Source organism: Pseudomonas xantholysinigenes, from assembly GCF_014268885.2.
Lineage (GTDB): Bacteria > Pseudomonadota > Gammaproteobacteria > Pseudomonadales > Pseudomonadaceae > Aquipseudomonas > Aquipseudomonas xantholysinigenes.
Genome location: NZ_CP077095.1, coordinates 3,247,691 through 3,271,964 on the forward strand (window position 1 = coordinate 3,247,691; position 24,274 = coordinate 3,271,964).

At 65.0% G+C, this 24,274-nt stretch carries 18 protein-coding genes; 9 read left to right on the forward strand and 9 right to left on the reverse strand.

Going from position 1 to position 24,274, the window contains the following annotated elements; all coding sequences use genetic code 11:
• Window positions 1–142: 142 nt before the first annotated feature.
• From HU772_RS14375 to HU772_RS14410, 8 genes are all read right to left on the reverse strand, one after another.
• On the reverse strand, window positions 143–1,627 hold the full coding sequence (locus HU772_RS14375; RefSeq protein ID WP_186654406.1) for an efflux transporter outer membrane subunit: 1,485 nt from the start codon (window positions 1,625–1,627) through the stop codon (window positions 143–145).
• Window positions 1,624–4,734: a multidrug efflux RND transporter permease subunit gene (locus HU772_RS14380; protein ID WP_186654402.1), complete on the reverse strand. Its 3,111-nt coding sequence runs from the start codon at window positions 4,732–4,734 to the stop codon at window positions 1,624–1,626. The genes HU772_RS14375 and HU772_RS14380 overlap by 4 nt, the downstream gene beginning before the upstream one ends.
• 130 nt (window positions 4,735–4,864) lie before the next feature.
• On the reverse strand, window positions 4,865–7,960 hold the full coding sequence (locus HU772_RS14385; RefSeq protein ID WP_186654396.1) for an MdtB/MuxB family multidrug efflux RND transporter permease subunit: 3,096 nt from the start codon (window positions 7,958–7,960) through the stop codon (window positions 4,865–4,867).
• Window positions 7,957–9,228: an MdtA/MuxA family multidrug efflux RND transporter periplasmic adaptor subunit gene (locus HU772_RS14390; protein WP_186654388.1), complete on the reverse strand. Its 1,272-nt coding sequence runs from the start codon at window positions 9,226–9,228 to the stop codon at window positions 7,957–7,959. Before HU772_RS14390 ends, HU772_RS14385 begins: the two co-directional genes overlap by 4 nt.
• 227 nt (window positions 9,229–9,455) lie before the next feature.
• Window positions 9,456–9,956 (reverse strand): thiol peroxidase, encoded by a 501-nt coding sequence (gene tpx / locus HU772_RS14395; RefSeq protein ID WP_186654381.1) that lies wholly within the window; start codon window positions 9,954–9,956, stop codon window positions 9,456–9,458.
• Between the two features lie 167 nt (window positions 9,957–10,123).
• Window positions 10,124–11,404 carry a serine/threonine transporter gene (locus HU772_RS14400; protein ID WP_186654374.1) on the reverse strand — a complete coding sequence of 427 codons (1,281 nt, stop codon included), beginning with the start codon at window positions 11,402–11,404 and terminating at the stop codon, window positions 10,124–10,126.
• Between the two features lie 429 nt (window positions 11,405–11,833).
• Entirely contained in the window at window positions 11,834–13,033 is a 1,200-nt protein-coding gene (locus HU772_RS14405; RefSeq protein WP_186654367.1) for an amino acid aminotransferase, read from the reverse strand.
• A gap of 356 nt (window positions 13,034–13,389) precedes the next feature.
• Window positions 13,390–14,415 carry an Ldh family oxidoreductase gene (locus HU772_RS14410; RefSeq protein ID WP_186654359.1) on the reverse strand — a complete coding sequence of 342 codons (1,026 nt, stop codon included), beginning with the start codon at window positions 14,413–14,415 and terminating at the stop codon, window positions 13,390–13,392.
• A 142-nt stretch (window positions 14,416–14,557) separates the two neighbouring features.
• Between HU772_RS14410 and HU772_RS14415 the strand changes: the two genes are divergently transcribed.
• From HU772_RS14415 to HU772_RS14445, 7 genes are all read left to right on the forward strand, one after another.
• Window positions 14,558–15,430 (forward strand): MurR/RpiR family transcriptional regulator, encoded by an 873-nt coding sequence (locus tag HU772_RS14415; RefSeq protein WP_186654352.1) that lies wholly within the window; start codon window positions 14,558–14,560, stop codon window positions 15,428–15,430.
• 26 nt (window positions 15,431–15,456) lie between these two features.
• Window positions 15,457–16,209 carry a transporter substrate-binding domain-containing protein gene (locus HU772_RS14420; RefSeq protein ID WP_186654345.1) on the forward strand — a complete coding sequence of 251 codons (753 nt, stop codon included), beginning with the start codon at window positions 15,457–15,459 and terminating at the stop codon, window positions 16,207–16,209.
• A 130-nt stretch (window positions 16,210–16,339) separates the two neighbouring features.
• Window positions 16,340–17,059 carry an ABC transporter permease gene (locus HU772_RS14425; protein ID WP_186654340.1) on the forward strand — a complete coding sequence of 240 codons (720 nt, stop codon included), beginning with the start codon at window positions 16,340–16,342 and terminating at the stop codon, window positions 17,057–17,059.
• Window positions 17,056–17,766: an ABC transporter permease gene (locus HU772_RS14430; protein ID WP_186654327.1), complete on the forward strand. Its 711-nt coding sequence runs from the start codon at window positions 17,056–17,058 to the stop codon at window positions 17,764–17,766. Before HU772_RS14425 ends, HU772_RS14430 begins: the two co-directional genes overlap by 4 nt.
• Window positions 17,767–17,781: 15 nt before the next feature.
• Window positions 17,782–19,026: an NAD(P)/FAD-dependent oxidoreductase gene (locus HU772_RS14435; RefSeq protein ID WP_186654321.1), complete on the forward strand. Its 1,245-nt coding sequence runs from the start codon at window positions 17,782–17,784 to the stop codon at window positions 19,024–19,026.
• A 22-nt stretch (window positions 19,027–19,048) separates the two neighbouring features.
• Window positions 19,049–19,831, forward strand: a complete 783-nt coding sequence (locus HU772_RS14440; protein WP_186654314.1) for an amino acid ABC transporter ATP-binding protein — start codon at window positions 19,049–19,051, stop codon at window positions 19,829–19,831.
• A gap of 1,284 nt (window positions 19,832–21,115) precedes the next feature.
• Window positions 21,116–21,925 carry a gamma-glutamyl-gamma-aminobutyrate hydrolase family protein gene (locus HU772_RS14445; RefSeq protein ID WP_186654311.1) on the forward strand — a complete coding sequence of 270 codons (810 nt, stop codon included), beginning with the start codon at window positions 21,116–21,118 and terminating at the stop codon, window positions 21,923–21,925.
• 178 nt (window positions 21,926–22,103) lie between these two features.
• Here HU772_RS14445 and HU772_RS14450 read toward each other — a convergent pair whose 3' ends face one another.
• Window positions 22,104–22,871, reverse strand: a complete 768-nt coding sequence (locus HU772_RS14450) for an AraC family transcriptional regulator (RefSeq protein WP_186654309.1) — start codon at window positions 22,869–22,871, stop codon at window positions 22,104–22,106.
• Between the two features lie 107 nt (window positions 22,872–22,978).
• On the opposite strand from HU772_RS14450, the gene HU772_RS14455 reads away from it, so the two are divergent.
• Together HU772_RS14455 and HU772_RS14460 are read left to right on the forward strand one after the other, a co-directional pair.
• The gene (locus tag HU772_RS14455; RefSeq protein ID WP_186654306.1) at window positions 22,979–23,794 is read left to right on the forward strand and encodes a sulfite exporter TauE/SafE family protein; all 816 of its coding nucleotides are present in this window, start codon (window positions 22,979–22,981) and stop codon (window positions 23,792–23,794) included.
• Between the two features lie 100 nt (window positions 23,795–23,894).
• A complete protein-coding gene (locus HU772_RS14460; RefSeq protein WP_186654304.1) occupies window positions 23,895–24,224 on the forward strand; it encodes a hypothetical protein in 330 nt (109 codons plus the stop codon).
• Window positions 24,225–24,274 lie beyond the last annotated feature (50 nt).

The window sequence follows — 24,274 nt, forward strand, 5'->3', positions numbered from 1 at the left end:
ACCGCCACGTGTTGTGAGCGATCACTGGTGCGGTACAGCGTCACGCGCTACTGGCCAATCGGCTGGATGGCGAAGTAGACGCTGCCGGGATGGCACCGGCTGCGCCGGCTCCTACCTCTAACACATCAGCTTCGCGTCTGCCTCACTGCTCGGCCAACGCAGCCTGGGCATCCCATCCGCCGCCAAGCGCCGCAATCAACTGCACGCTCGCGACCAACCGCCCTTGCAGCAACGTCAGCACACTACGCTCGTTGCTCAAGGCCGTGGTCTGCACGTTCACCACATCCAGGTAGCCGATCAACCCGGCCTTGTACTGGTTTTCGGTCAGGCGCAAAGACTCGCGCGCCGCCTCCAGCGCTTCCTGACGCACCACCGCCTCGTCGCCGTACACCTTCAACTGCACCAGGTAGTTCTCGACTTCCTTGAACCCGTCCAACACGGTCTGGCGGTACTGCGCCACGGTCTGGTCGTACACCGCCACGGTGCGGTCCACCTCGGCGCTGCGTTTGCCGGCATCGAACAGGGTCAGTGCCAATTGCGGGCCCACCGACCAATAACGGTTGGGCAGCTCGATCCAGTTCTTGAAACTGCTGCTGGAATAGCCGCCGCTCATGCTCAACGACAGGTCAGGAAAATATGCCGCGCGCGACACGCCGATATTCGAGTTGGCCGACATGACTTTGCGTTCGGCAGAGGCGATATCGGGGCGGCGCTCCAGCAGCTGCGACGGCAGTGTCACGGGAATCTGTGGCAACGCCGGGATGTCGTTGCTCGCGGCCAGGGCAAAATCGGCCGGCGCCTTGCCCATCAGCACGGCAATGGCGTTCTCGTACTGCGCGCGCTGCCAGGCCAGGTCGATCAGGTCGGCCTGGGTGCTCTTGAGCTGGGTACGCGCCTGGGCCACCGCATCCGGCCCGGCCACGCCGGCGCGATACTGGTTCTCGTTCATTTTCAACGAGCGCTCATAGGCCGCCACCGTGGCCTCGAGCAGGCGTTTCTGCTCATCGATCACCCGCAGTTGCAGGTAGTTCTGCACCAGCTCCGACTGCTGGCTGAGGCGGATCGCCGCCATGTCGGCCAGGCTGGCCTCGGCGCTGGCCTCATTGGCATTGAGGGTTTCGCGTAGCTTGCCCCACAGGTCGATCTCCCAGCTCACGCCAAGCTGGGCGTTGTAGGTGTTGCGAATACCGCTGCTGTTGTTCGACAGGCTGGAGCTGGAACTGCCGGTGCCCTGCGCCGAGCGGTTCTTGCTGGTGGTCAGGTCCAGCGACGGGAACAGCGCCGAGCGGCTGCTGCGCACCAGGGCCTGGGCCTGACGGTACTGCGCCTCGTACTGGGCCACGGTCTGGTTGCTGCGGTTCAGCTCCTCGACCAGGGCATTGAGCTGCTTGTCATCGTAGATTTCCCACCACGCGCCGCGGGCGATGGCATCCGACGGCTTGGCCTGCGTCCAGCCGTCGGCTTGCTTGAACTGTGCCGGGGTGCTGAGTTCGGGCCGGTGGTAGTCCGGGCTCAGGGTACAGGCGCTGAGCATCGCCACGCACAGGCCGGCGCCGAGCAGGCGCGAGCCGCGCCCCTGGGTCAGCAGCTTGAGGGCGTGGTGGATGCGAGTCTGAGCAAAGTTCATAGCGGGGTATCCAGGGCAGCGTCGGTGCGCACACCGCGCCAACGGTTGAAACGGTGGCGCAGGCGGTCGAGGTACAGGTAGACCACCGGCGTTGTGTACAGGGTCAGGACCTGGCTGAACACCAGGCCGCCGATGATGGTCAGGCCCAGGGGCTGGCGCATCTCGGCGCCTTCGGCGCGACTGAGCAACAACGGCAAGGCGCCGAGGATCGCGGCCAGGGTGGTCATCAGGATCGGCCGCAGGCGCAACAGGCAGGCGCGGCGAATCGACTCTTCTGGCGACAGGCCTTCATGGCGCTCCAACTGCAGGGCCAGGTCGATCATCAGGATCGCGTTCTTCTTCACCACGCCAATCAACAGGAACAGCCCCAGCAGCGAGATGAGGCTGAACTCGCCGCCGGTCAGGTACAGGGCCAGCAAGGCCCCCACCCCGGCCGACGGCAAGGTCGAAAGGATGGTCAGGGGGTGGATGTAGCTCTCGTAGAGGATGCCCAGCACCAGATACACCAGCACCAGGGCACCGAGGATCATCAGCGGCTGTCCTTCAGCCGTCTTGGTGAAGGCATTGGCGGTGCCGCCGAGCTTGGCGATCACCGCTTCCGGCAGGCCGAGCTTGGCCACCGCGCGTTCCAGCGCAGCCATGGCCTGGTCGGGGCTGTAGCCCTCGGCGACATCGAAGGCGATTTCTTCGGAGGCGAACTGGTCTTCATGGCTGACCCGGTCGTTGGCCAACGAGTTCTCGTAGCGGGCGAAACTCGACAGCGGCACGCGGGCACCGTCGGCGGTGATCACCTGCACCTGCTCCAGGGTGCTCGGGTCCCAGGCGTACTGGGGGTTGATCTCCAGTACCACCTGGTATTGGTTGAGGCTGTCATAGATGGTCGAGATCTGCCGCTGGCTGTAGGCGTTGTTGAGCACCGCCGTGACCATGTCCATGTCGATCCCCAGGCGCTTGGCCTGGTCGCGGTCGACCACCAGGGTCACCTGCTGGGTGCCGGCGCCATCATGGGCGTCGACGGCCGTCAGCTCGGGCACCTTGCGCATCTCGGCGGCGACTTTCGGGAACCACTCGCGCAGCGCGGCCAGGTCGTCGCTCTGCAAGGTGTAGAGGTATTGCGAGGTGCTCTGGTCACGGCCGCCGCCGCCCAGTTGCAGGTCCTGGTCGGCCATCAGGTACAGGCGCCCGCCCGGGACCTTGGGCATTTCCTTGCGCAGCCGCTCGATGACCTTCTGCGCGTTCTCCTTGCGCTCGGCGATGGGTTTCAGGCGCACCAGCATGAAGGCATTGTTGGTGCCGCTGTTGCCGCCGATGAAGCCGGCCACGCTCTGCACGGCCGGGTCCTTGAGCAGTGCCCGGCGGTAGATCTCCATTTTCGGCTGCATCACGGTGAACGACAGCCCGTCGTCGCCGCGGATGAAACCTTGCAACTGGCCAGTGTCCTGCTGCGGCATCAACGTCTTGGGCACCACCACGTACAGGGCAATGTTGAGGACGATGGTCGCCAGCAGGCTGAGCAAGGTCAGGCGCTTGTGCCGCAGGGCCCAGCCCAGGCTGCGGTCGTAGCCGGCGACCATGCGCTGGTGGATGTGATCGCTCCAGCGCTGCAGGCGGGTCTGCTGCTGCGGGCCGTGGACCTTCAACCAGCGTGAGCAGAGCATCGGCGTCAGGGTCAGCGACACCACCAGCGAGACGATGATCGCCGCCGCCAGGGTGATCGAGAACTCTTTGAACAGACCACGCACGATACCGCCCATGAACAGGATCGAGACGAACACCGCCACCAGCGAGACGTTCATCGACAACAGGGTGAAGCCGACTTCCTTGGCGCCCTTGTAGGCGGCCTGCATTGGGTTCTCGCCGTTCTCGATATGCCGGGAGATGTTCTCCAGCACCACGATGGCATCGTCCACCACCAGGCCGGTGGCGAGGATCAGCGCCATCAGCGACAGGTTGTTCAGTGAAAAACCACACAGATACATGACCGCGAAGGTGCCCACCAGCGACACCGGCACCGCCAGGCTGGGAATCAGCGAGGCGCGGAAATTGCCCAAGAACAGGTACACCACCAGGATCACCAGCACCACGGCGATCAGCAGGGTGTGCTCGGCTTCTTTGAGGGTGGCCTTGATCACCGGCGAGCGGTCCATGGCGACATCGAGCTTGACGCTGGCCGGCAACAGCGATTGCAGTGCCGGCAGTTCGGCCTTGATCTGCTCGACGGTCTGGATGATGTTGGCCCCGGACTGGCGGTTGACCACCAGCAGCACCGCGCTTTCATCGTTGAAGAAGCCACTGTTGTAGCGGTTTTCCACGCCATCGCTGACCTTGGCCACGTCGGACAGGCGCAGGATCGCGCCGTTCTGCTGGCGGATCACCACCGGCTTGTAGTCCTCGGCTTTCTCCAACTGGTCGTTGGCGCGCACCTGCCAGTTCCGCTCGGCGTCCTCGACGAAGCCCATGGGCCGACGCTGGTTGGCATTGGCCACCGCGGTACGCACATCGTCCAGGGCCAGGCCGTACTGATTGAGCAACTGCGGCTCCAGCTCGATGCGCACGGCGGGCAGCGAGCTGCCGCCGATCTGCACCTCCCCTACCCCGCTGACCTGGGACAGGCTCTGGGACAGGATGGTGTCGGCCAGGTCGTACAGCTGGCCCTTGGACAGCACCTCGGACGTCAGCGACAGCACCATGATCGGTGCCTGGGACGGGTTGATCTTCTTGTAGGTGGGCATGCTGCGCATGCCGCTGGGCAACAGGTTGCGGGTGGCGTTGATCGCCGCCTGCACCTCGCGAGCGGCGCCGTCGATGTCGCGGCCCAGGTCAAAGCCGATGATCACCCGGGTCGAGCCCTGGTTGGAGCTGCTGGTCAGGGTGGTGACCCCAGCGATACTGCCGAGCTTGCGCTCCAACGGTGTGGCCACGGTGGAGGCCATGACCTCGGGGCTGGCGCCGGGCAGGCTGGCCTGCACCACGATCACCGGGAAGTCCATCTGCGGCAGTGGCGACACCGGCAACAGGCCGAAGCTGACTCCACCCAGCAACATGATCGCCAGGCTCAGCAGCATGGTCGCGACCGGCCGGCGGATGAAGGGGCCGGAGAGGTTCATTTCCCGCTCCATGCTTCAAGCGGCAAGCGGCAAGCTTCAAGCCGCAAGAAAAAGCGCGCGTGAGCACCGTACTTGCATCCACTCCGATCAGCTTGCCGCTTGCCGCTTGCCGCTTGCCACCGGAAGCTGCTCATACCGCCTCCTCGCTCATACTCGAATCGCCCCAACGCCGCGCCAGGCGATCAAAGTACAGGTAGATCACCGGCGTGGTGAACAACGTCAGCACCTGGCTCACCAGCAGACCGCCGACCATCACCAGGCCTAGCGGCTGGCGCAGCTCGGCGCCGGATCCGGTCGCGAGCATCAGCGGCACGGCGCCGAACAGCGCCGCCAGGGTGGTCATCAGGATCGGCCGGAAGCGCAGCAACGCCGCCTGGTAGATCGCGTCACGCGGGCTCATGCCCTGGTGACGCTCGGCCTCCAGGGCGAAGTCGATCATCATGATCGCGTTCTTCTTGACGATGCCGATCAGCAGGATGATGCCAATGATGGCGATCATGCCCAGGTCGTTGCCGCTGAGCAGCAGCGCGAGCAAGGCGCCCACCGCCGCCGAAGGCAGCGTCGAAAGAATGGTCACCGGGTGGATGTAGCTCTCGTAGAGCACGCCCAGCACGATGTACATGGTCACCACGGCGGCGAGGATCAGCAGCAAGGTGCTCGACAGCGAGGCCTGGAACGCCTCGGCGGCGCCCTGGAAGCGGGTCTGCACGCCCAGCGGCATGCCGATGTCCCGTTGCACCTGCTCGATCACCTGCACCGCCTCGCCCAGGGAGGCGCCATGACCCAGGTTGAACGACATCATCACCGAGGGGAACTGGCCGATGTGCGAGATGGCCAACTGCGCCTGGCGCTGCTCGATGCGCGCCAGCGCCGAGAGGCGCACCTGGCCACCGTCGGCAGCCTTGACATGGATCGACTCGAGCGCCTGCGGGCCGAGACTGGCGGCTGCCTGTGCCTGCAGCACCACACGATACTGGCTGGCCTGGGTGTAGATGGTCGAGATCTGCCGCTGGCCGAAGGCGTCGTACAGGGCGTTGGTGATTTGCGCCACACTGATCCCCAGGCGGCTGGCCATGTCGCGGTCGATCACCAGGTACACCTGCAGGCCCTTGTCCTGCAGGTCGCTGGCGACGTCCTGCAACTCGGCGCGGTCTTTCAGCGCGCGCACCAGCTTGCCACTCCACTCGGCCAGCAGGTCGGCGTCGGGGGACGACAGGCTGAACTGGTACTGGGTGCGGCTGACCCGGTCCTCGATGCTCAGGTCCTGCACCGGTTGCATGAACAGGCGGATACCCACCAGCCGATCGAGCTGCGGTTGCAGGCGGGCGATCACCTCGGCGGCGGTGACGTCGCGCTCGCCGTGGGGCTTGAGGTTGATCAGCAGGCGGCCACTGTTGAGGGTGGCGTTGTCGCCGTCCACGCCGATGTACGACGACAGGCTCTGCACCGCCGGGTCCTCGAGGATTACCTTGGCCAAAGACTGCTGGCGCTGGCTCATGGCACTGAACGAGGTGGCCTGGGGCGCTTCGGAAATGCCCTGGATCACCCCGGTGTCCTGCACCGGGAAGAAGCCCTTGGGCACCATCAGGTACAGCACCACGGTCAGCGCCAGGGTGGCCACGGCCACCAGCAGGGTCAGCGGCTGGCGCTTGAGCACCCAGGTCAGGGCGGTGCCGTAGTGCCGGATCAACCAGTCGATCCAGGCGCCGCTGGCCCGGTAGAAGCCGCTTTGCTCCTCGTCCTTGGGCTCGCGCTTGAGCAAGCGCGCGCACATCATCGGCGTCAGGGTCAGCGACACCACCAGGGAAATCAGGATCGCCACCGCCAAGGTGATGGCGAACTCGCGGAACAGCCGCCCGACCACATCGGCCATGAACAGCAGCGGGATCAGTACCGCGATCAGCGAGAAGGTCAGCGAGATCAAGGTGAAGCCAATCTGCCTGGCGCCCTTGAGCGCGGCCTGCAGCGGTGTCTCGCCCTCTTCTATGTGGCGGGAGATGTTCTCCAGCATGACGATGGCATCGTCCACCACGAAACCGGTGGCGATGGTCAGCGCCATCAGCGTCAGGTTGTTGACCGAGAAGCCGGCCAGGTACATCACGCCGAAGGTGCCGATCAGCGACAGCGGCACAGCGATCGACGGGATGATCGTGGCACTGAAGCGGCGCAGGAAGACGAAGGTGACCATCACCACCAGGGCGATGGCGAACAGCAGCTCGTGCTGCACGTCGCGCACCGCCGCGCGGATGGTCTGGGTACGGTCGGTGAGCACGCTGACGTCCAGGCCCGCCGGCAGGTTGTCGGTGATCGACGGCAGCATGTCCTTGATCCGGTCGACCACCTCGATGACGTTGGCCCCGGGCTGGCGCTGGATGTTCAACAGCACCGCCTCGTTCTGGTTGGCCCAGGCGGCCAGGCGCTCGTTCTCGGCGCCGTCGACGATCTCGGCGACGTCCTTCAGGCGCAGTGGCGCACCGTTGTTGTACTTGAGGATGAGCTCGGCGTACTCGGCCGGCGAGCGCAACTGGTCGTTGGCGTCGAGCATCGACACCCGGGTCGGGCCGTCGAAGTTGCCTTTGGGTTGGTTGACGTTGGAGGCGCCGATCAGCGTGCGCACGTCGTCCAGGTTCAGGCCGTTGGCGGCCAGGGCATCGACATTGACCTTGATTCGCACCGCTTGGCGCTGGCCGCCGGCGATGCTGACCATGCCGACCCCGCTGATCTGGGCGATCTTCTGCGCCACGCGGGTATCGACCAGATCGTTGAGCTTGGGCAGCGGCAGGGTCTTCGAGGAAATGGCCAAGGTCAGCACCGGGGTATCGGCCGGGTTGACCTTGTTGTACACCGGTGGCGCCGGCAGGTCGCTGGGCAACAGGTTGCTGGCGGCGTTGATTGCTGCCTGCACCTGTTGCTCGGCGACATCCATGTTCATGTCGAGGTTGAAACGCAGGGTCAGCACCGAGGCGCCGCCCGAACTGGTCGAGGCCATCTGCTCAAGACCCGGCATCTGCCCGAACTGGCGCTCCAACGGCGCGGTCACCGCGCTGGTCATCACCTGCGGACTGGCGCCAGGGTACAGGGTCATGACCCGGATGGTCGGGTAGTCGACCTGGGGCAAGGCCGCCACGGGCAGCATCTTGTAGGCGATCAGGCCGGCCAGGACGATGGCCAGCATGCTCAGCGTGGTGGCGACCGGCCGCAGGATGAACAGGCGCGAAAGGTTCATGCGCCCGCCTTGGAGCTCGACTCACCGACCTCGGCCGAGCCCTTGGCATCCTGGCCCTGCAGGTGCTGGCCGGGGGTGGTCGGCACTTGCGAGCTGTCGTCGACCACCTCGACCTTGGTGCCTTCGCGCAGGCGGTCGGTGCCTTCGAGCACCAGGCGCTCGCCAGCGGCCAGGCCTTCGACGATCACGCTGTTGTCACCGTCGCTGGGGCCGACCTTGAGCTTGCGGATATTGACCTTGCTGTCCTTGTCGACCACGTAGGCGAAGGTGCCATCGGTGCCGAACTGGATCGCCGCGGCCGGCGCCAGCACCACCTGCTTGAGGGTGTCAGCCAGCAGGCGCACATTGACGAACTGGTTGGGGAACAGCGCGTGGTCACGGTTCTGGAAGGTGCCTTTGAACTTCAAGGTGCCGGTGGTAGTGTCGATCTGGTTGTCGAGGCTGCCCAGTACGCCACTGGCCTGCAGTTTTTGGTCGCCGCGGTCCCAGGCCTCCACCGTCAGGCTAGCGCCGCTGCGGTAGCGGGCGAGGACGGTGTCGAGCTGGGTTTCCGGGAGGGTGAAGGCGACGCTGATCGGCTCGGTCTGGGTGATCACCACCAGCGCGGTGGTGTCGTTAGCCGCCACCAGGTTGCCCAGGTCCAGCTGACGCAGGCCGACCCGGCCACTGATGGGCGCGCGGATCTGGGTGAAATCGAGATTCAGGCGGGCATCGTTGACCTGCGCCTGGTTGGTCTTGACCAACCCGAGGAACTGCCCCACCTGGGCCTCGGCGGTGTCGAGGGTCTGCTTGGCGATACTGTCCTCGGCGTACAAGCCTTTATAGCGGGCCAGGTCGACCTGGGCGTTCTTCAATTGCGCCTGGTTCTGCGCCAAGGTGCCTTCGGCCTGCTGCAGGGCGATGCGATAGGAGCGCGGGTCGATTTCGGCGAGCAGGTCGCCGGCCTTGACCTGCTGGCCTTCCTTGAAGTGGATCTTGACCAGCTCACCGGCCACTCGGCTGCGCACGTTGACCGTGTTGGTCGCGGTGACGGTGCCCAGGGCCTTGTAGTACAGCGGGAAGTCACCAACGCGCACCGGCTCGACGCGCACTGGCACCGGGTCGGCGGAAGCGCCGAAGCCCGGGCGCCCGCCCTTGCCCGGCCGCCCGTTCGCCTCCTTGTGGGCCGGCGTTGCAGGCCACAGCCACCAGGCCAGCAAGGCCACCAGCAGCAGGATCAGCAGGCCGAACAGCCAGCGACGGGGGGAACGGGAATTGGAGGCTTGCATGGGTTGAACGAACCTTGTTCAGGGAAAGACGGCGTGGAGAGCGTGAACGATAAGCACTGGTATCGTTTTAGCAAAGGGGCTTTACCAGTGCTTTACCTTCGACTGACGTTGGCAAAGGGGGAACTTTAAATGAAAACGGCCTGGGACGGGGCCCAGGCCGTAACCGCGTGTAACTTGTGTTCGCGGCTTCAGCCGCGAACACCGGCGCTCCCGCAGGGTGGCGCGATTTACTTCAGTACAGCCAGCGCCGCCTCGTAGTTCGGCTCGTTGGCGATTTCGCCCACCAGCTCGGCGTGCAGCACCTTGTCCTGCTCGTCCAGTACCACCACGGCACGGGCGGCCAGGCCGGCCAGCGGGCCGTCGGCGATGGCGACGCCGTAGTTCTGCAGGAACTCGACACCGCGCAGGGTCGACAGGTTCTTAACGTTCTCCAGGCCTTCGGCACCGCAGAAGCGCGCCTGGGCGAACGGCAGGTCGGCGGAGATGCACAGCACCACGGTGTTGGCCACGTCATTGGCCTGGGCGTTGAACTTGCGCACCGAGGTGGCGCAGGTCGGGGTGTCGACGCTTGGGAAGATGTTCAGCACCTTGCGCTTGCCGGCGAAGTCTTTCAGCGATTTGTCGGACAGGTCACCGGCGACCAGGGAGAAAGCTGGCGCCTGGGCACCGGCCTTGGGCAGCTCGCCTTTGACCTGTACCGGGTTACCTTTGAGCGTCACTTGAGCCATGGCGGAAATCCTTATGCGGGTTTGGAAAAAGACCCCGAGTTAAGCATGAAGCCGCGCAAGTGCCTATACGCAAACATGAAATTGTTGTATTGCCAGACAATTATTGTGGACAAAAAAATGCCCGGGTGGCGACAACCGACCCGGGCATTTTTGCTGTCAGCGCGGCATCAGGCCAGCAGGCCGTACACCACCGAGGTCAGGGCCACCAGGCCGACGACCACCACGAACAGGTTCGACAGCGCGCCGCTGTACTTGCGCATGGAAGGCACGCGGCGGATGGCGTACATCGGCATCAGGAACAGCAGCACGGCGATGATCGGCCCGCCGAGGGATTCGATCATGCCGAGGATGCTCGGGTTGAGGGTGGCGACGATCCAGCACACCACCAGCATCAGCGCGGCGACCACGCGGTCCAGGGCCTTGGCGCCCGGGCGCATGCCGGCCTTGGTGATCATGCCCTTGAGGCCCTCGCTGGCACCGATGTAGTGGCCCAGGAACGACTTGGCGATGGCGATGAAGGCGATAAGCGGCGCGGCGAAGGCGATGGCCGGCTGTTCGAAGTGGTTGGCCAGGTACGACAGGATCGACAGGTTCTGCGCCTTGGCCTCGGCCAGTTGGGCGCTATCGAGGGTCAGCACGCAGCTGAACACGAAGAACAGCACCATCAGCACCATCAGCAGGTGGGCGCGACGCAGGATCTGGCCGCTGCGCTCATCGGCATGCTCGCCGTAGCGACGCTTCTGGTCGACGGCGAAGGCCGAGATGATCGGCGAGTGGTTGAACGAGAACACCATCACCGGGATCGCCAGCCACACGGTGTGCAGGAAGGCCGAGCCCGACGGCACCTGGGAAGCGGTGTCGAGGATGCCACCGGTCCAGTGCGGCACCAGGTACAGGGCCAGCAACGCGAGGGCGACGATGAACGGGTAGACCAGCAGGCTCATGACCTTGACCGTGGCCTGCTCGCCGCAGCGCACGATGCCCAGCAGGCCAAGGATCAGCAGGAATGACAGGATCGCCCGTGGCGGCGGGGCCATGTGCAGCTGGTGCTCCATGAAGCTGCTGACAGTGTTGGTCAGGGCCACGCTATAGATCAGCAGAATCGGGAAGATGGCGAAGAAGTACAGCACGGTGATCAGCGCACCGGCGGTGATGCCGAAGTGCTCCTCGACCACCTCGGTGATGTCGCCAACCTTGCTGCCCGAGAGCACGAAGCGGGTCAGCCCGCGGTGGGCGAAATAGGTCATGGGGAAGGCCAGCAAGGCCAGCACCAGCAGCGGCCAGAAGCCGCCGAGGCCGGCGTTGATGGGCAGGAACAGGGTTCCAGCGCCGATGGCCGTGCCGAACAGGCCCAGCATCCAGGTGGTGTCTTGACGCGACCAACTGCCGAGGGTGGCGGGGGTCGATTCTACAAAGCGTTGTTCAACGCTTGGGGCCTGCTCATTCATTCCGGGTGAAGCTCCACTCGCAAGACTGCAACAGGCTGAGAATGGCGAAATAGACGATTCGCCCAACTCAACCGGGGAAGAGAGGCGCGATTGTGCATGCAAAGGTTGCACTTGGGGAAGCCCCGGCCGAGGGACGGTTGCACTTGTCTGTACAAGAACAAGATTTTTCTGAAGGACAAATGCCCCGCGGTAAAGGCCAGCCCTTTCAAGGTCTTTGCGTTTTTCGGATGTGGCCGCTTCAATTCAAGATTGCCGGGGCTGCGTTGCAGCCCTTTCGCGACACAAGGCCGCTCCTACAGGACGGCACGGTCACCTGTAGGAGCGGCCCTGCCGAGGCGTCGGACCGGTCGGAATGGGTCGCAAAGCGACCCCAAGTCTAAGTCGGACGCCAATTCTCAACACCTTGAAAGGGCTGGCGGTAAAGGCGGGTCAGCCCTTGTAGACGGCGGCGAATGCCTCGGCCACCTGGCGCAGGTTGGCCGGACGCAGGCCAGACATGCACACCCGGCCGCTGTCGATCAGGTACACACCGAACTCGTCACGCAGGCGACGCACCTGCTCGACGCTGAAGCCGGTGTAGCTGAACATGCCGCGCTGGCGCACGAAGAACTGGAAGTCCTGGCCCGGCAGCAGTTCGCCAAGCAGGTCGACCAGGCCCTGGCGCATGTCGAGGATACGCTTGCGCATCACTTCGACTTCCGCCACCCACTGCGCATTGAGGCCGGCATCGCCGAGCACGCCGGCCACCAACTGGGCGCCGAAGCACGGCGGGCTGGAATAGTTGCGGCGCACGGTGGCCTTGAGCTGGCCAAGCACGCTGGCGGCGCTGTCGGCGTCGTCGCAGACCACCGACAGCCCCCCTACCCGCTCGCCGTACAGCGAGAAGATTTTCGAGAACGAGTTGCTCACCAGGCACGGCACGCCGGCGCGGGCCATCTCACGGATGGCGTAGGCGTCGGCCTCCAGCGATTCGCTGAAGCCCTGGTAGGCGATGTCGAGGAATGGGATCAGCTGGCGTGCCTTGACCACCTCGATTACCTGCTGCCACTGCTGCTGGTCCAGGTCGGCGCCGGTGGGGTTGTGGCAGCACGGGTGCAGCAGCACGATGCTGTTGGCCGGCAGGGTCTGCAGGGTTTCGAGCATGCCAGCGAAGTTGACGCCGCGACTGGCCTGGTCGAAGTACGGGTAGCTGTGCACCTTGAAGCCCGCGCCTTCGAAGATCGCCCGGTGGTTATCCCAGGTCGGGTCGCTGACCCAGACTTCAGAGCCGGCGAAGTAGCGCTTGAGGAAGTCGGCGCCGACCTTCAGCGCGCCCGAGCCGCCGACGGTCTGCACCGTGGCCACCCGACCCGCGCTCACCGCCGGGTGCTCGGCACCGAACAGCAGCGCCTGGATCGCCTGGCGGTAGCTGGCCAGGCCTTCCATCGGCAGGTACAGCGAGGCTTCATGGGGTTGCCCGGCCAGGCGCTTTTCCACCTCAGCCACCGCCGCCAGCTGCGGCACCACGCCAGCTTCGTCGTAGTACAGGCCGATGCTCAGGTTGACCTTGTCGGCGCGCGGATCGGCCTTGAAGGTTTCCATCAACGAGAGGATCGGGTCGCCGGCATAGGCATCGACATGTTTGAACACAGCGTGCAGCTCCTTGGTACGGATGGGGTCGCGAAAAAGAAGGTATCGAGAATACCGCCTGCCGACACGGGTTACATCCCCTGGCCGGCAATCGCATATGGCAGCCTTGCAAAGAGCCGGTGTCAACTCGCGTTCAACTGCCTTGCTGAGATTTCTCAATCCGGCGTGACACCTGTGGGAGCAGCCTCAGTCGCAAACACCGCGATGCTTGCTTCGCGGGTAAACCCGCTGCCACAGGCCTAGCGTATGCCCTGAAGCCGGCGCGATCCCTGTGGGAGCGGCTTCAGCCGCGAACACCGGCGCAGCCGGTGCCAGGCACCACCACGCTGGCTTCGCGGCCCGCTGCCACAGAGGGCCTACCCCACCAACGCCTGCAACCCCACCCACTCCTGCTCGCTCAGCGCCACCCCTTCGCGCCCAGCCACTTCGCGCTCGCGATAGCGGCGCTCGCCCGGCATGCGGTTCAACCCCACCGCCTGCATCTGCTCCACCAGTTCGCGGCTACGCTGGGCAAAACGCTCACCCTCGGCCTTGGACGGGTCGATGACGATCAGCAGTTGCCCGGTCCAGGGCGTCTTCGCCCCCGGATGCCCGGACCAGTCGAACTCCCAGGAGAAGTGCCCACCGGTCAACGCCGCCGCCAGCAACTCGACCATCATCGACAGCGCCGAGCCCTTGTGCCCCCCAAACGGCAGCAAGGCGCCACCTTCGAGGATCGCCTGGGGATCGGTGGTAGGCTGGCCGCTGGCATCCACGCCCATGCCTTCCGGCAAGCGCTGCCCGGCCCGCGCGGCGATCTGCACATCGCCATGGGCCATGGCGCTGGTGGCCATGTCGAAGACGATCGGATCAAGCCCGGCGCAAGGCGCGGCGAAGGCAATGGGGTTGGTGCCGAACAGCGGCTTGCGTGCGCCATGGGGCACCACGCAGGTCATGCTGTTGACCACACTCAAGGCCACCAAGCCCTCTTCGGCGAACGGTTCGACATCGGGCCACAGCGCGGCGAAATGATGGGAGTTGTGAATAGCCAGCACCGCGATGCCGGCAGCGCGCGCCTTCGCCACCAGCAGCGCACGCGCCGCCGCCAGCGCCGGCTGGGCAAAACCGCCCCGCGCATCCACCCGTACATACCCCGAAGCCACATCGCTCACCACAGGCTCTGCCTGGCCATCGACCCAGCCACTGGCCAGCGTCGATACATAACCGGGAATACGGAACACGCCATGGCTGTGGGCGCCATCACGCTGGGCGCTGGCGCAGTTGTGGGCAAGCACGGCGGCCACGGCCGCGCTGCAACCGTGGCGCTGCAAGATCGCCTGTAACAGCGCCTGCAGTTCGGCAAATGGCACGCGCACGACAGCGCCGGTGGTAGGTGCGGACATCTGGAGCTCCTTATTGGAATTGGATTCGCTACAGCGCAACGCCCTCGACTCTCCCGCGAATGACAGCTATCTGTCAAATATTGACTTGATGACAGAAAACAGCCATTTTCATTCCCACGCCAGAAATCAGCCGGAGCCGTCCATGAGCCCATCGATCAGGCAACGCCTGGAAAGCAGCCTGCACAGCGCTGCCGCCTCCGGCCGCAAGATCGCCAGCTACATGCTCGCCAACCTGCATGAACTGCCGTTCCAGACCTCCGCCAGCATCGCCGCCAAGCTCGACGTCAGCGAGTCCAGTGTCGGCCGCTTCTGCCGCGCGCTCGGCTACGCGCACCTCAAGGCGCTCAAGCAGGATTTGCAGAGCGACCTGGGCCAAGGCCCCTGGTTGGTCGGCGACCGCCTTCAGGAATACCGCCAGGCCAGCGCCCCGTCCGACCATGACGGCTGCCTGGAAAAGGAAATCGCCGCGCTGGTACGCGTGCACGAATACAGCCGCACCGACACCTGGCACCAGGTCGCCCGGCGCCTGGCCGACCGGCCCCGGGTATTCATCGCCGGGTTCCAGACCGAACGTGGCGTGGCCATGTGCATGGCCCACCTGCTGCAATACCTGCGCGATGGCGTGCAACTGGTCGACGGCAGCGCCGGGCATTTCGGCGATGTGCTGCTGGGCCAGCCCCAGGCCAGCACCCTGGTGGTGTTCGAGGCGCGCCGTTACTCACGCCATGCCCTGCAGCTGTGCCAGCAGGCGCGGGCGCGGGGCATCCCGGTGACCCTGGTCACCGACACCTTCTGCGACTGGGCCGAGGAACACGCCGACGAGGTGTTCCGCATCCCCACCGAATTCAATCTGTTCTGGGAGTCCACCGCGACCATGCTGTCGTGGGTGCACCTGATGGTCAACGAGGTCTGCAAAAAGCTCGGACCGGATGTTGAAACACGCTTGGAAGCAACTGCCGCTCTACATAACGAGTTCGTCGGCTACACCTCGTGGCCGGCGGGCAAACAACAATAGCAAGAGTGCTGGAACAGAGGTGCGAGATGAACAAAACCATGGCTATGGTGGGCGCATGCGCCCTGCTGCTGGCGGGCCACGCCAGCGCCGAAACCCTGCGCTTCGCCACGGAAGGCGCGTATCCCCCGTTCAACTACGTCGATGCCAACAACCAGCTGCACGGCTTCGACATCGACATCACCCATGCCCTGTGTGAACAGATGAAGGTCGAGTGCACCTTGGTGGCCCAGGATTGGGAGGGCATCATCCCGGCGCTGATGGCGCGCAAGTATGACGCCGTGGTCGCCTCGATGATCGATACCGAGGAACGGCGCAAGAAGATCGCCTTCACCGACCACTACTACCGCACCCCACTGACCGTGGCGGTGCCCAAGGACAGCCCGATCAGCGACGCGCAGACCGACTTCAAGGGCTACACCGTCGGTGCCCAGTCGGCCTCGACCCAGGCGATCTACGCCGAGGATGTGTATGGCAAGGCCGGCGCGGACGTGAAGCTGTACCCGACCCTCGACGAAGCCAACGCCGACCTTGCCGCCGGACGCCTGGACGGGGTGATCGCCGACAAGTTCCCGCTGCACGAATGGCTGAACAAGAACAGCCAGGACTGCTGCAAGATCCTCGGCGATGTCGATGGTACCAAGGCCGACGCGGCAATCGCCGTGCGCAAGGACGACCAGGCCCTGCGCACGCGGCTGAACGAGGCGTTGGCAGCGATCGTCGCCAACGGCACCTACCAGAAGATCGCGAGCAAGTATTTCGCCTTCGATATCTACCAGTAGCCACCAGGTCTCCTGTGGGAGCGGGCTTGCCCGCGAAGGCGCCAGATCAGGCAACCCTGTCTCGGCCGCTGACGCATTCGCGGGCAAGCCCGCTCCCACAGGGATGGCGTGCGCACACAGGGGCTTCCCCATGCTCGATCAACTCTCCCTGCTGTCCTTCGCCAGTGGCGGCTGGGGCCAGGCGCTGCTGGCCGGCGCCCTGGTCACCGTGTCGCTGGCCCTGGCCTGCCTGCCCATCGGCCTTCCACTGGGGCTGGTGGTAGCCCTCGCGGCGCGCTCGCGCAAACGCCTGCCGCGCGCCTGGGCCACCACCTTCTCCACGGTGTTTCGCGGCCTGCCCGAACTGCTCACCCTGCTGATCATCTACTACGGCTGCCAGATCGCCGCGCAGAAGATCCTCGCCGCCCTGGGTTATGAAGGCGAGGTACTGATCAACACCTTCCTCGCCGCGATGGCCGCCTTCAGTCTGGTGTTCGCCGCCTTTTCCAGCGAGATCTGGCTGATGGCCTTCAAGACCCTGCCCAAGGGCCAGCTCGAGGCCTGCGCGGCCCTGGGCCTGAGCCGGCGCACGGCGTTCTTCAAGGTCCTGCTGCCGCAACTGACGCGCATCGCCCTGCCGGGGCTGTCGAACAACTGGCTGAGCCTGCTCAAGGACACCTCGCTGGTGTCGACCATTTCGCTGATCGACCTGATGCGCCAGACCAACCTGGCGGTCAGCGTGACCAAGGAGCCGATGCTGTTCTATGGCGTGGCCTGCCTGGTCTACCTGCTGTTCTCGGCGCTCTCGGGGCGGGTCTTCGCCCTGCTCGAACGGCGCAGCAACCGTCACCTGCAAGGAGCCCGGCCATGACCTTCGAGCAATTGCTGGCCTACGTGCTCGACCCCGACCTGCTGGAACGCTACGGCCCACGTTTCATCGACGGGCTGCTGGTGACCGCCAAGCTGGTGGCAATCTCGTTCACCCTCGGCGCACTGCTGGGCATGCTGCTGGCCCTGGCGCGCATGTCGTCGCGCGGCGCCCTGCGACGCCTGGCCGCCGGCTATGTGTACTTCTTCCGCGGCTCGCCACTGCTGGCCCAGCTGTTCCTGCTGTACTACGGGCTGGGCTCGCTCAAGGGCTTCTGGCAGGACGTCGGGCTGTGGTGGTTCTTCCGCGAGGCCTGGTACTGCGCCCTGCTCGCCTTCACCCTCAACACCGCCGCTTACCAGGCCGAGATCTTCCGCGCCAGCCTGATGGCCGTCGCCCCCGGCCAGTACGAAGCCGCCCGGGCCCTCAACCTCAAGCGCTCGACCACCTTCTTCAAGGTGGTGTTGCCACAGTCGCTGCTGGTGGCCATCGGCCCGCTGGGCAATGAACTGATCATGATGATCAAGGCCAGCGCCATCGCCTCGCTGGTGACGATCTATGACCTGATGGGGGTGACCAAGCTGGCCTTCTCGCGCAGCTTCGACTTCCAGATCTACCTGTGGGCGGCGGTGCTGTACCTGCTGATCGTGGAGATCGTCCGACGCACCCTGAAACACCTGGAAGCCCGCCTGGGCCGCCACCTGAACTGATTGAAGGAAGGTTCCATGCATTGCCAGACCATCGTCCTGGGCGCCGGCATCGTCGGCGTCAGCACCGCACTGCACCTGCAAGCCCGCGGGCGCCAGGTGATCCTCATCGATCGCGACGAGCCGGGCAGCGGCACCAGCCATGGCAACGCCGGGCTGATCGAACGCTCCAGCGTGATCCCCTATGCCTTCCCCCGCCAGTTCGGCGCGCTGCTGCGCTATGGCCTGAACCGCCAGCCCGATGTGCGCTACAGCCTTGCTCACCTGCCCAAGGCCGCGCCCTGGCTGTTGCGATATTGGCAACAGTCGGCACCAGGGCGCCTGGCCAAGGCCGCGGCGGACATGCTGCCGCTGGTGCAACGCAGTGTCGAGGAACACGACGCGCTGATCGAGGCCGCCGGGTTGCAGGCACTGGTACAGGACAAAGGCTGGATCGAGGTGTACCGCGACAGCACGCTGTTCACCAAGGCCAAGCAGGAACTGCCGGGCCTGGCCCGCTATGGCCTGCGCTATGAGATTCTCGACCGCGCGGCGCTGCAAGCCCGCGAGCAACAGCTCGACGGTGACGTCATCGGTGGCATTCACTGGCTCGACCCGAAGACCGTGAGCAACCCCGGCGGCCTCACCCGCGGCTATGCCGCGCTGTTCGTCCAGCGCGGCGGGCAGTTTTTCCATGGGGACGCGCGCAGCCTGCGCCAGGTCGAGGGCGGCTGGCAGCTGGACAGCCGCCGCGGCACGGTCAGTGCCGACGAGGTCGTGGCCTGCCTTGGCCCGCAGTCCGCCGAGCTGTACGAGCGCCTGGGCTACCACTTTCCCCTGGGTATCAAGCGCGGCTACCACATGCACTACAGCACCCGCGCCGATGCCGAGCTCAAGCATTCGATCTGCGATACCCAGGGCGGCTATGTGCTGGCGCCGATGGCCCGTGGCGTGCGCCTGACCACCGGCATCGAATTCGCCGCCAGCGACGCCGCGCCCAACGAGATCCAGTTGCGCCGCTGCGAGGCCTTGGCGCGCAAGCTGTTCCCGGCCCTGGGTGAACGACTCGACGACAAGCCATGGCTGGGCCGTCGCCCGTGCCTGCCGGACATGCGCCCGGTGATCGGCCCGGCATCACGACACCGCAACCTGTGGTTCAACTTCGGCCACGCCCACCACGGCCTGACCCTGGGTCCGGTCAGCGGCCGCCTGCTGGCGGAGCTGTTGACCGGCGAGCGTCCCTTCACCGACCCGGCGCCCTACAGCGCCGCGCGTTTCGACTGAACTTTAGCGGGAGAACAACAACATGACCGCCCCCCTGAGCCTTGCCCGCCTGTCCCCTGCCGCCGATACACGTCCGGAATTGATCCGTATCGAGGGCCTGAACAAGCACTACGGCGCCTTCCAGGTGCTGCACGATATCGACCTGTCGGTGCGCGAGGGCGAGCGCATCGTGCTCTGTGGCCCGTCGGGCTCGGGCAAGTCGACGTTGATCCGCTGCATCAACCGCCTGGAGGTCGCCGAACAGGGCAGCATCCAGGTGGCCGGCATCGACCTGGCCGGCAACAGCCGCCAGGCCAGCCAGGTACGCAGCGAGATCGGCATGGTGTTCCAGCACTTCAACCTGTTCCCGCACATGAGCGTGCTCGACAACTGCCTGCTGGCGCCGATGAGCGTGCGCGGGCTGTCGCGCCAGGAGGCCGAGCAGCGTGCGCGGCTGTACCTGAGCAAGGTGGGGATCGAGAACCAGGCGCACAAGTACCCCAACCAGCTCTCCGGCGGTCAGCAGCAGCGTGTGGCCATTGCCCGGGCTTTGTGCATGGAACCGCGGATCATGCTGTTCGACGAGCCGACCTCGGCGCTCGATCCGGAGATGGTCGCCGAGGTGCTCGACGTGCTGGTGCGACTGGCCGACACCGGCATGACCATGCTCTGCGTGACCCACGAGATGGGCTTTGCCCGGCAGGTGGCCGAGCGGGTGCTGTTTCTCGAGGGTGGGCAGATCATCGAAGACAGCACCCCGGAGGAGTTCTTCGGACAGCCCAGGACCGCGCGGGCTCAGGCGTTTCTCAAGCAGATCCTGCATTAGCGATTTACGGATGTTTACAGGCGGGAGCCAACGGGGTGACACGGCCTGTAGGCTGGATGACCAATCAAGCAGTTGTTGCTCTGTTGTTGCTCTGTTGTTGCTCTGTTGTTGCTCTGAAAATCCGTAAGTCCAGCCTCGTCGTCCGCTAGCGGCAGCTGCGCCAGTGCAGACGCCGCCCGTACCTTCGCGACTTCAGGAGGCCGAACGCAGGCCTTGCGGAGGGAGGTGACGGGCATGGATGCCCGTCAAGCGCTGCGCCCCAGGATGGGGCGTTCAGCGCGGTCCTCCCGGGAGCAAGGCCGGAGTGAGGGGACCCGGAGCGAAGCGGAGGGCCGGATGAATGGAGCGCAGCGTTTTTTGGTTACTTTTTGTCGCGTTTGACAAAAAGTGACTCGCCGTAATGGCGAAAAGGTGACTATGCGTCGACATAGCAAATGAATGCGCTTACATCTGTAGAAACCCACGCCGACCGACTTTAACTTTGACTTTGACTTTCGGAGCGTGGGTCTTGAAAGTTATACGCTCATTCATTGGCGATGGCGACGCACAGTCACCTTTCCGCCCTTACGGCGGGTCCCTTTTTGAAGGATCAAAAAGGAACCAAAAAATCCTCGCTCCATTCATCCGGCCCCTACGCTGCGCTCCGGGGTCCCCTCGCTCCGTTCTTGCTCCCGGGAGGGCCGCGCTGAACGCCCCATCCTGGGGCGCAGCGCTTGACGGGCATCCATGCCCGTCACCTCCCTTCGCAAGAACTCCGCTCGGCCTCCTGAAGTCGCAATTGGTGGCGCCTGAACTATCGCGCGCTTAGAAGCAAGATCAAGATCAAGATCAAGATCAAGATCAAGATCAAGATCAAGATCAAGAAACTTGAATCACACTATTGATTCCACACCATGATGCCGCTGCAATAACACAACAGAACCTGAACTTGACCCCAAGCGCTCTCCACCACCTCCCTACCTGAACACCCCGCCTCGACCATCCACCAGGCCTCATCATTGCGCCGATGCAAAGACCCGACTGCGTCGTTAAATATTATTGACCTGCGTCCCCGCCAAACCCTTGTCGCCAAAGGCCCGGCCACCCTCAAGCCCCCGAAAACAGGCACCTTCACCCCACGCCACTCGTTTGACATATCGAACGGCTCTGGCAAGCTATGACTCAGGCCCCGACCGACATCGCCCGCAAGGCGAGCCGGCAGTGCTCGGGGCTCCAGGCAGCACTCAAGGCCCCGGCCGTGCGCCTGCACAACAACGACAGGCATGACCTGTCCCAAGGTGACATATGTCCAACAGCAACATTGGCAACAAGCAACCCTCCCTGCGCAAACCCATCGTCCTGATGACCATGGGCAGCCAAGAGCGCAAAGGCCATGACTATCAAGTCATGACCCACAAATACATCACCCCGCTGGTCGAATTCGCAGGTTGCGTCCCGGTCCTGGTGCCCACCTGCTGCGGCGTCGAAGACCTCGAGACCTACCTCGACATGGCCGACGGCGTGTACCTGACCGGTGCCGGCAGCAACATCGACCCCGCCCTCTACGGCCAGGAAAACCAAACCCCCGGCAAAGGCCAGGACCAGAACCGCGACCTGTTCGACATCCCCCTGGTCAAAGCCGCGATCAAGCGCGGCCTGCCAATCTTCGGCATCTGCCGCGGCATGCAGGAAATCAACGTGGCCCTGGGCGGTGACATTTACCAGAAGGTCTACGCCGAGCCCGGCTTCAACGACCACCGGGAAAACCCGGAAGACCCGGTTGAAGTGCAATACGCCCAAGTGCATGGCGTGAAGATCAACCCAGGCAGCTGGCTGCGCGACACCCTGGGCACCGACGAGATCCGCGTCAACTCGCTGCACGGCCAAGGCCTGCGCAAGCTCGGTGCCGGCATCGAGCCGATTGCCCATGCTGAAGACGGTCTGGTCGAGGCCATCCACGCCCCGAGCATTTCGCCCTTCCTGTTCGCGGTGCAGTGGCACCCGGAGTGGCAGGCGGCGAAGAACCCCGATTCGATCAAGATGTTCCAGGCCTTCGGCGACGCTTGCCGCGCCCAGGTCCGCAAGTCCCAGATCAAGCACCACCAGGCTGCCTGATCCGTCTAAGCTTCGTTAGCTTCGATCGCGGGGCGGCGCAAGGCCGCCCCCGCTTGCCACGGTCACCCTCTGCTGGTCCCAGAACACTTCCCGTGACAAGCGGGCGGCGGGCATGTGCCTGTCTCCGCGATCCTTTTTTCGGCCTGCGCACCTGGCATCACGACGCCCGAACAGATGCTCACGTACCTCGACGTGCCGCGGACGGCGGCTGCCCCATGACTCGCCGGTACGCACTGGCAAACGCGCTGGAGCTGTCGTAGCCAAGATCCAGGGCTATCGCAGTCACCGCCTCGCCCGCCGCCAAACGGGTGACCGCAGCCATCAGGCAAGCCTGCTGCCGCCATTGGCCGAACGAAAGCCCGGTCTGCTCACGAAAACGCCGGCTGAAGGTACGCGGGCTCATGTTCATCGACCGCGCCCACTCCTCGGCGCGGACAGTGATCGCAGGCTTGACCAGCAACGCCTGGCACAGCCGCGCCAGCGCGGGCTCAGCCGGCATCGGCGCAAATAGCGGCAGGCGCCGGGCGCTGCCCAATTCGTGCAGGATCAAGCCGAGCAGCAGGCCATCGCGCCCCGCGGGCGCGTACAGCGCCGGCACCTCGGCACTGGCCAACAGCAACTGGTGCAGCAACGGCCCGACCTGCAATGCCTCGCAGGCATCGCCCGTGCGCGGCACTGCCTCCGGCTCGATGTACAAGCTGCGCGTGCTCACCCCACGCATGCGCACCTGGTGTGGCTTGCCGGGCGGAATCCAGACCCCGCTGTAGGGTGGGATGACCCAGGCGCCGTCGTCGGTCTGCACCTCCATCAACCCGCTCATCGCGTACAGGAACTGCGCGCGGCGATGGACATGCCGGGGCAACAGCGTATCGGGCGGGTAGTCGGTGGCGATCGCCAGCACCGGGCGCGGGGTGGCATCGACCTGGGACAGCGGGGTATTGCGCATCGCAATGGACCATGGCTGAAAAACGATGATTATTGGCCAGTTGACGAAAGCTGGCCAGCCCTGTCCGCCCTACGCTGGCAAGCCCTCACCTGTGAAAGGCCCTCGCCATGTTCTATCCCCTGCTCGGCCTGTTCGGTCTGTGCGCCGGTATCACCACCCTGCTGTTCGGCTTTGGCGGTGGCTTCTTCGCGGTGCCCCTGCTCTATGCGCTGCTGCTGGCCAGCCACGGTGCTGGCTCCACGGTGGCCGAACACGCCATGCAGATTGCCGTGGCCACCTCGGCCGCAGTGATGATCTTCAGCAGCGCCTTGGCCACCTGGCGCCATCACCACGCCGGCAGCCTGCACTGGGACCTGGTGCGCCCACTGGCCCCGGCCATCGCCCTGGGCGCCCTGCTCGGCGCCTGCGCGGCCTTGTACGTGACCAGCGCCTGGTTACGCTGGCTGTTCATCGCCTACCTGCTGCTGAGCCTGCTCGACGCCTGGCTGCGCCCTGGTTTCGTTCGTGCCAGTGGCCAACCGCTGAATGGGCTGAGTCGCGTCGGCGCGACCCTGGCCGGCGTGCCCATCGGCGCGCTCGCCGCCCTGCTGGGCGTGGGCGGCAGCGTGATGACCGTGCCACTGCTGCGTCGCCGCGGCGCCAGCATGCGCACCGCCACGGCCATGGCCAATCCACTGTCGCTGCCCATGGCCCTGGCAGCCACGCTGGTGTATGCCCTGTTCCCGGCGTCCAGCCTCGACCTCGGCGCTGGCGTGCTGGGCTTGGTCGACTGGCGTGCCGCGCTGGTGATGGCCCTCGGCGCCTGGCTTGGCATGCACCTGGCCGCGCCGCTGCTTGGGCGCATCTCCGATACGGCCCACGCCAGGGCCTACCTGGCCTTGTTGGCCGGGGTGTTGCTGGTGATGCTGGCCACGGGAGGCTGAAGATCGTCTAGAGGGCCACAAACTGACAGCAAAGTGCTGGCCCCCAGGCCACTGAAGCAAAGGCAAACTTCGTTTCTCTTCAGATGCTTAGGACAGCAATATGCGGGTACTTCTTGCCACCGTGACCGGCTGCCTGCTGGCCACCGCCGCCTTCGGCGCCCAGGCCCGGGCCCTGAGCCAGAATGAACGCCAGGTGTGCGGCTGGGGCGCGCAGATCGCCGCCGAGGCGCAGCAGGCCAAACTTTCCGGGGTGACCCTGTACGCCACGCGCAAGAAGTTGCAGGTACGCAAGTTCGCCAAGCCGTGGATGCGCATGACCGCGTTCGGGATTACCGAGCAGACCTACAACAGCCGCTCCCGGCTCAAGCCGGCGGCGATCAGGCAGACGTATTACGAGCAGTGCGCGCAGCATGCCGTAGCCAAGAGATAGATAAATAAAAACAAATATTTATCACAGTGAATTGAGGCCGCTGATCGTGC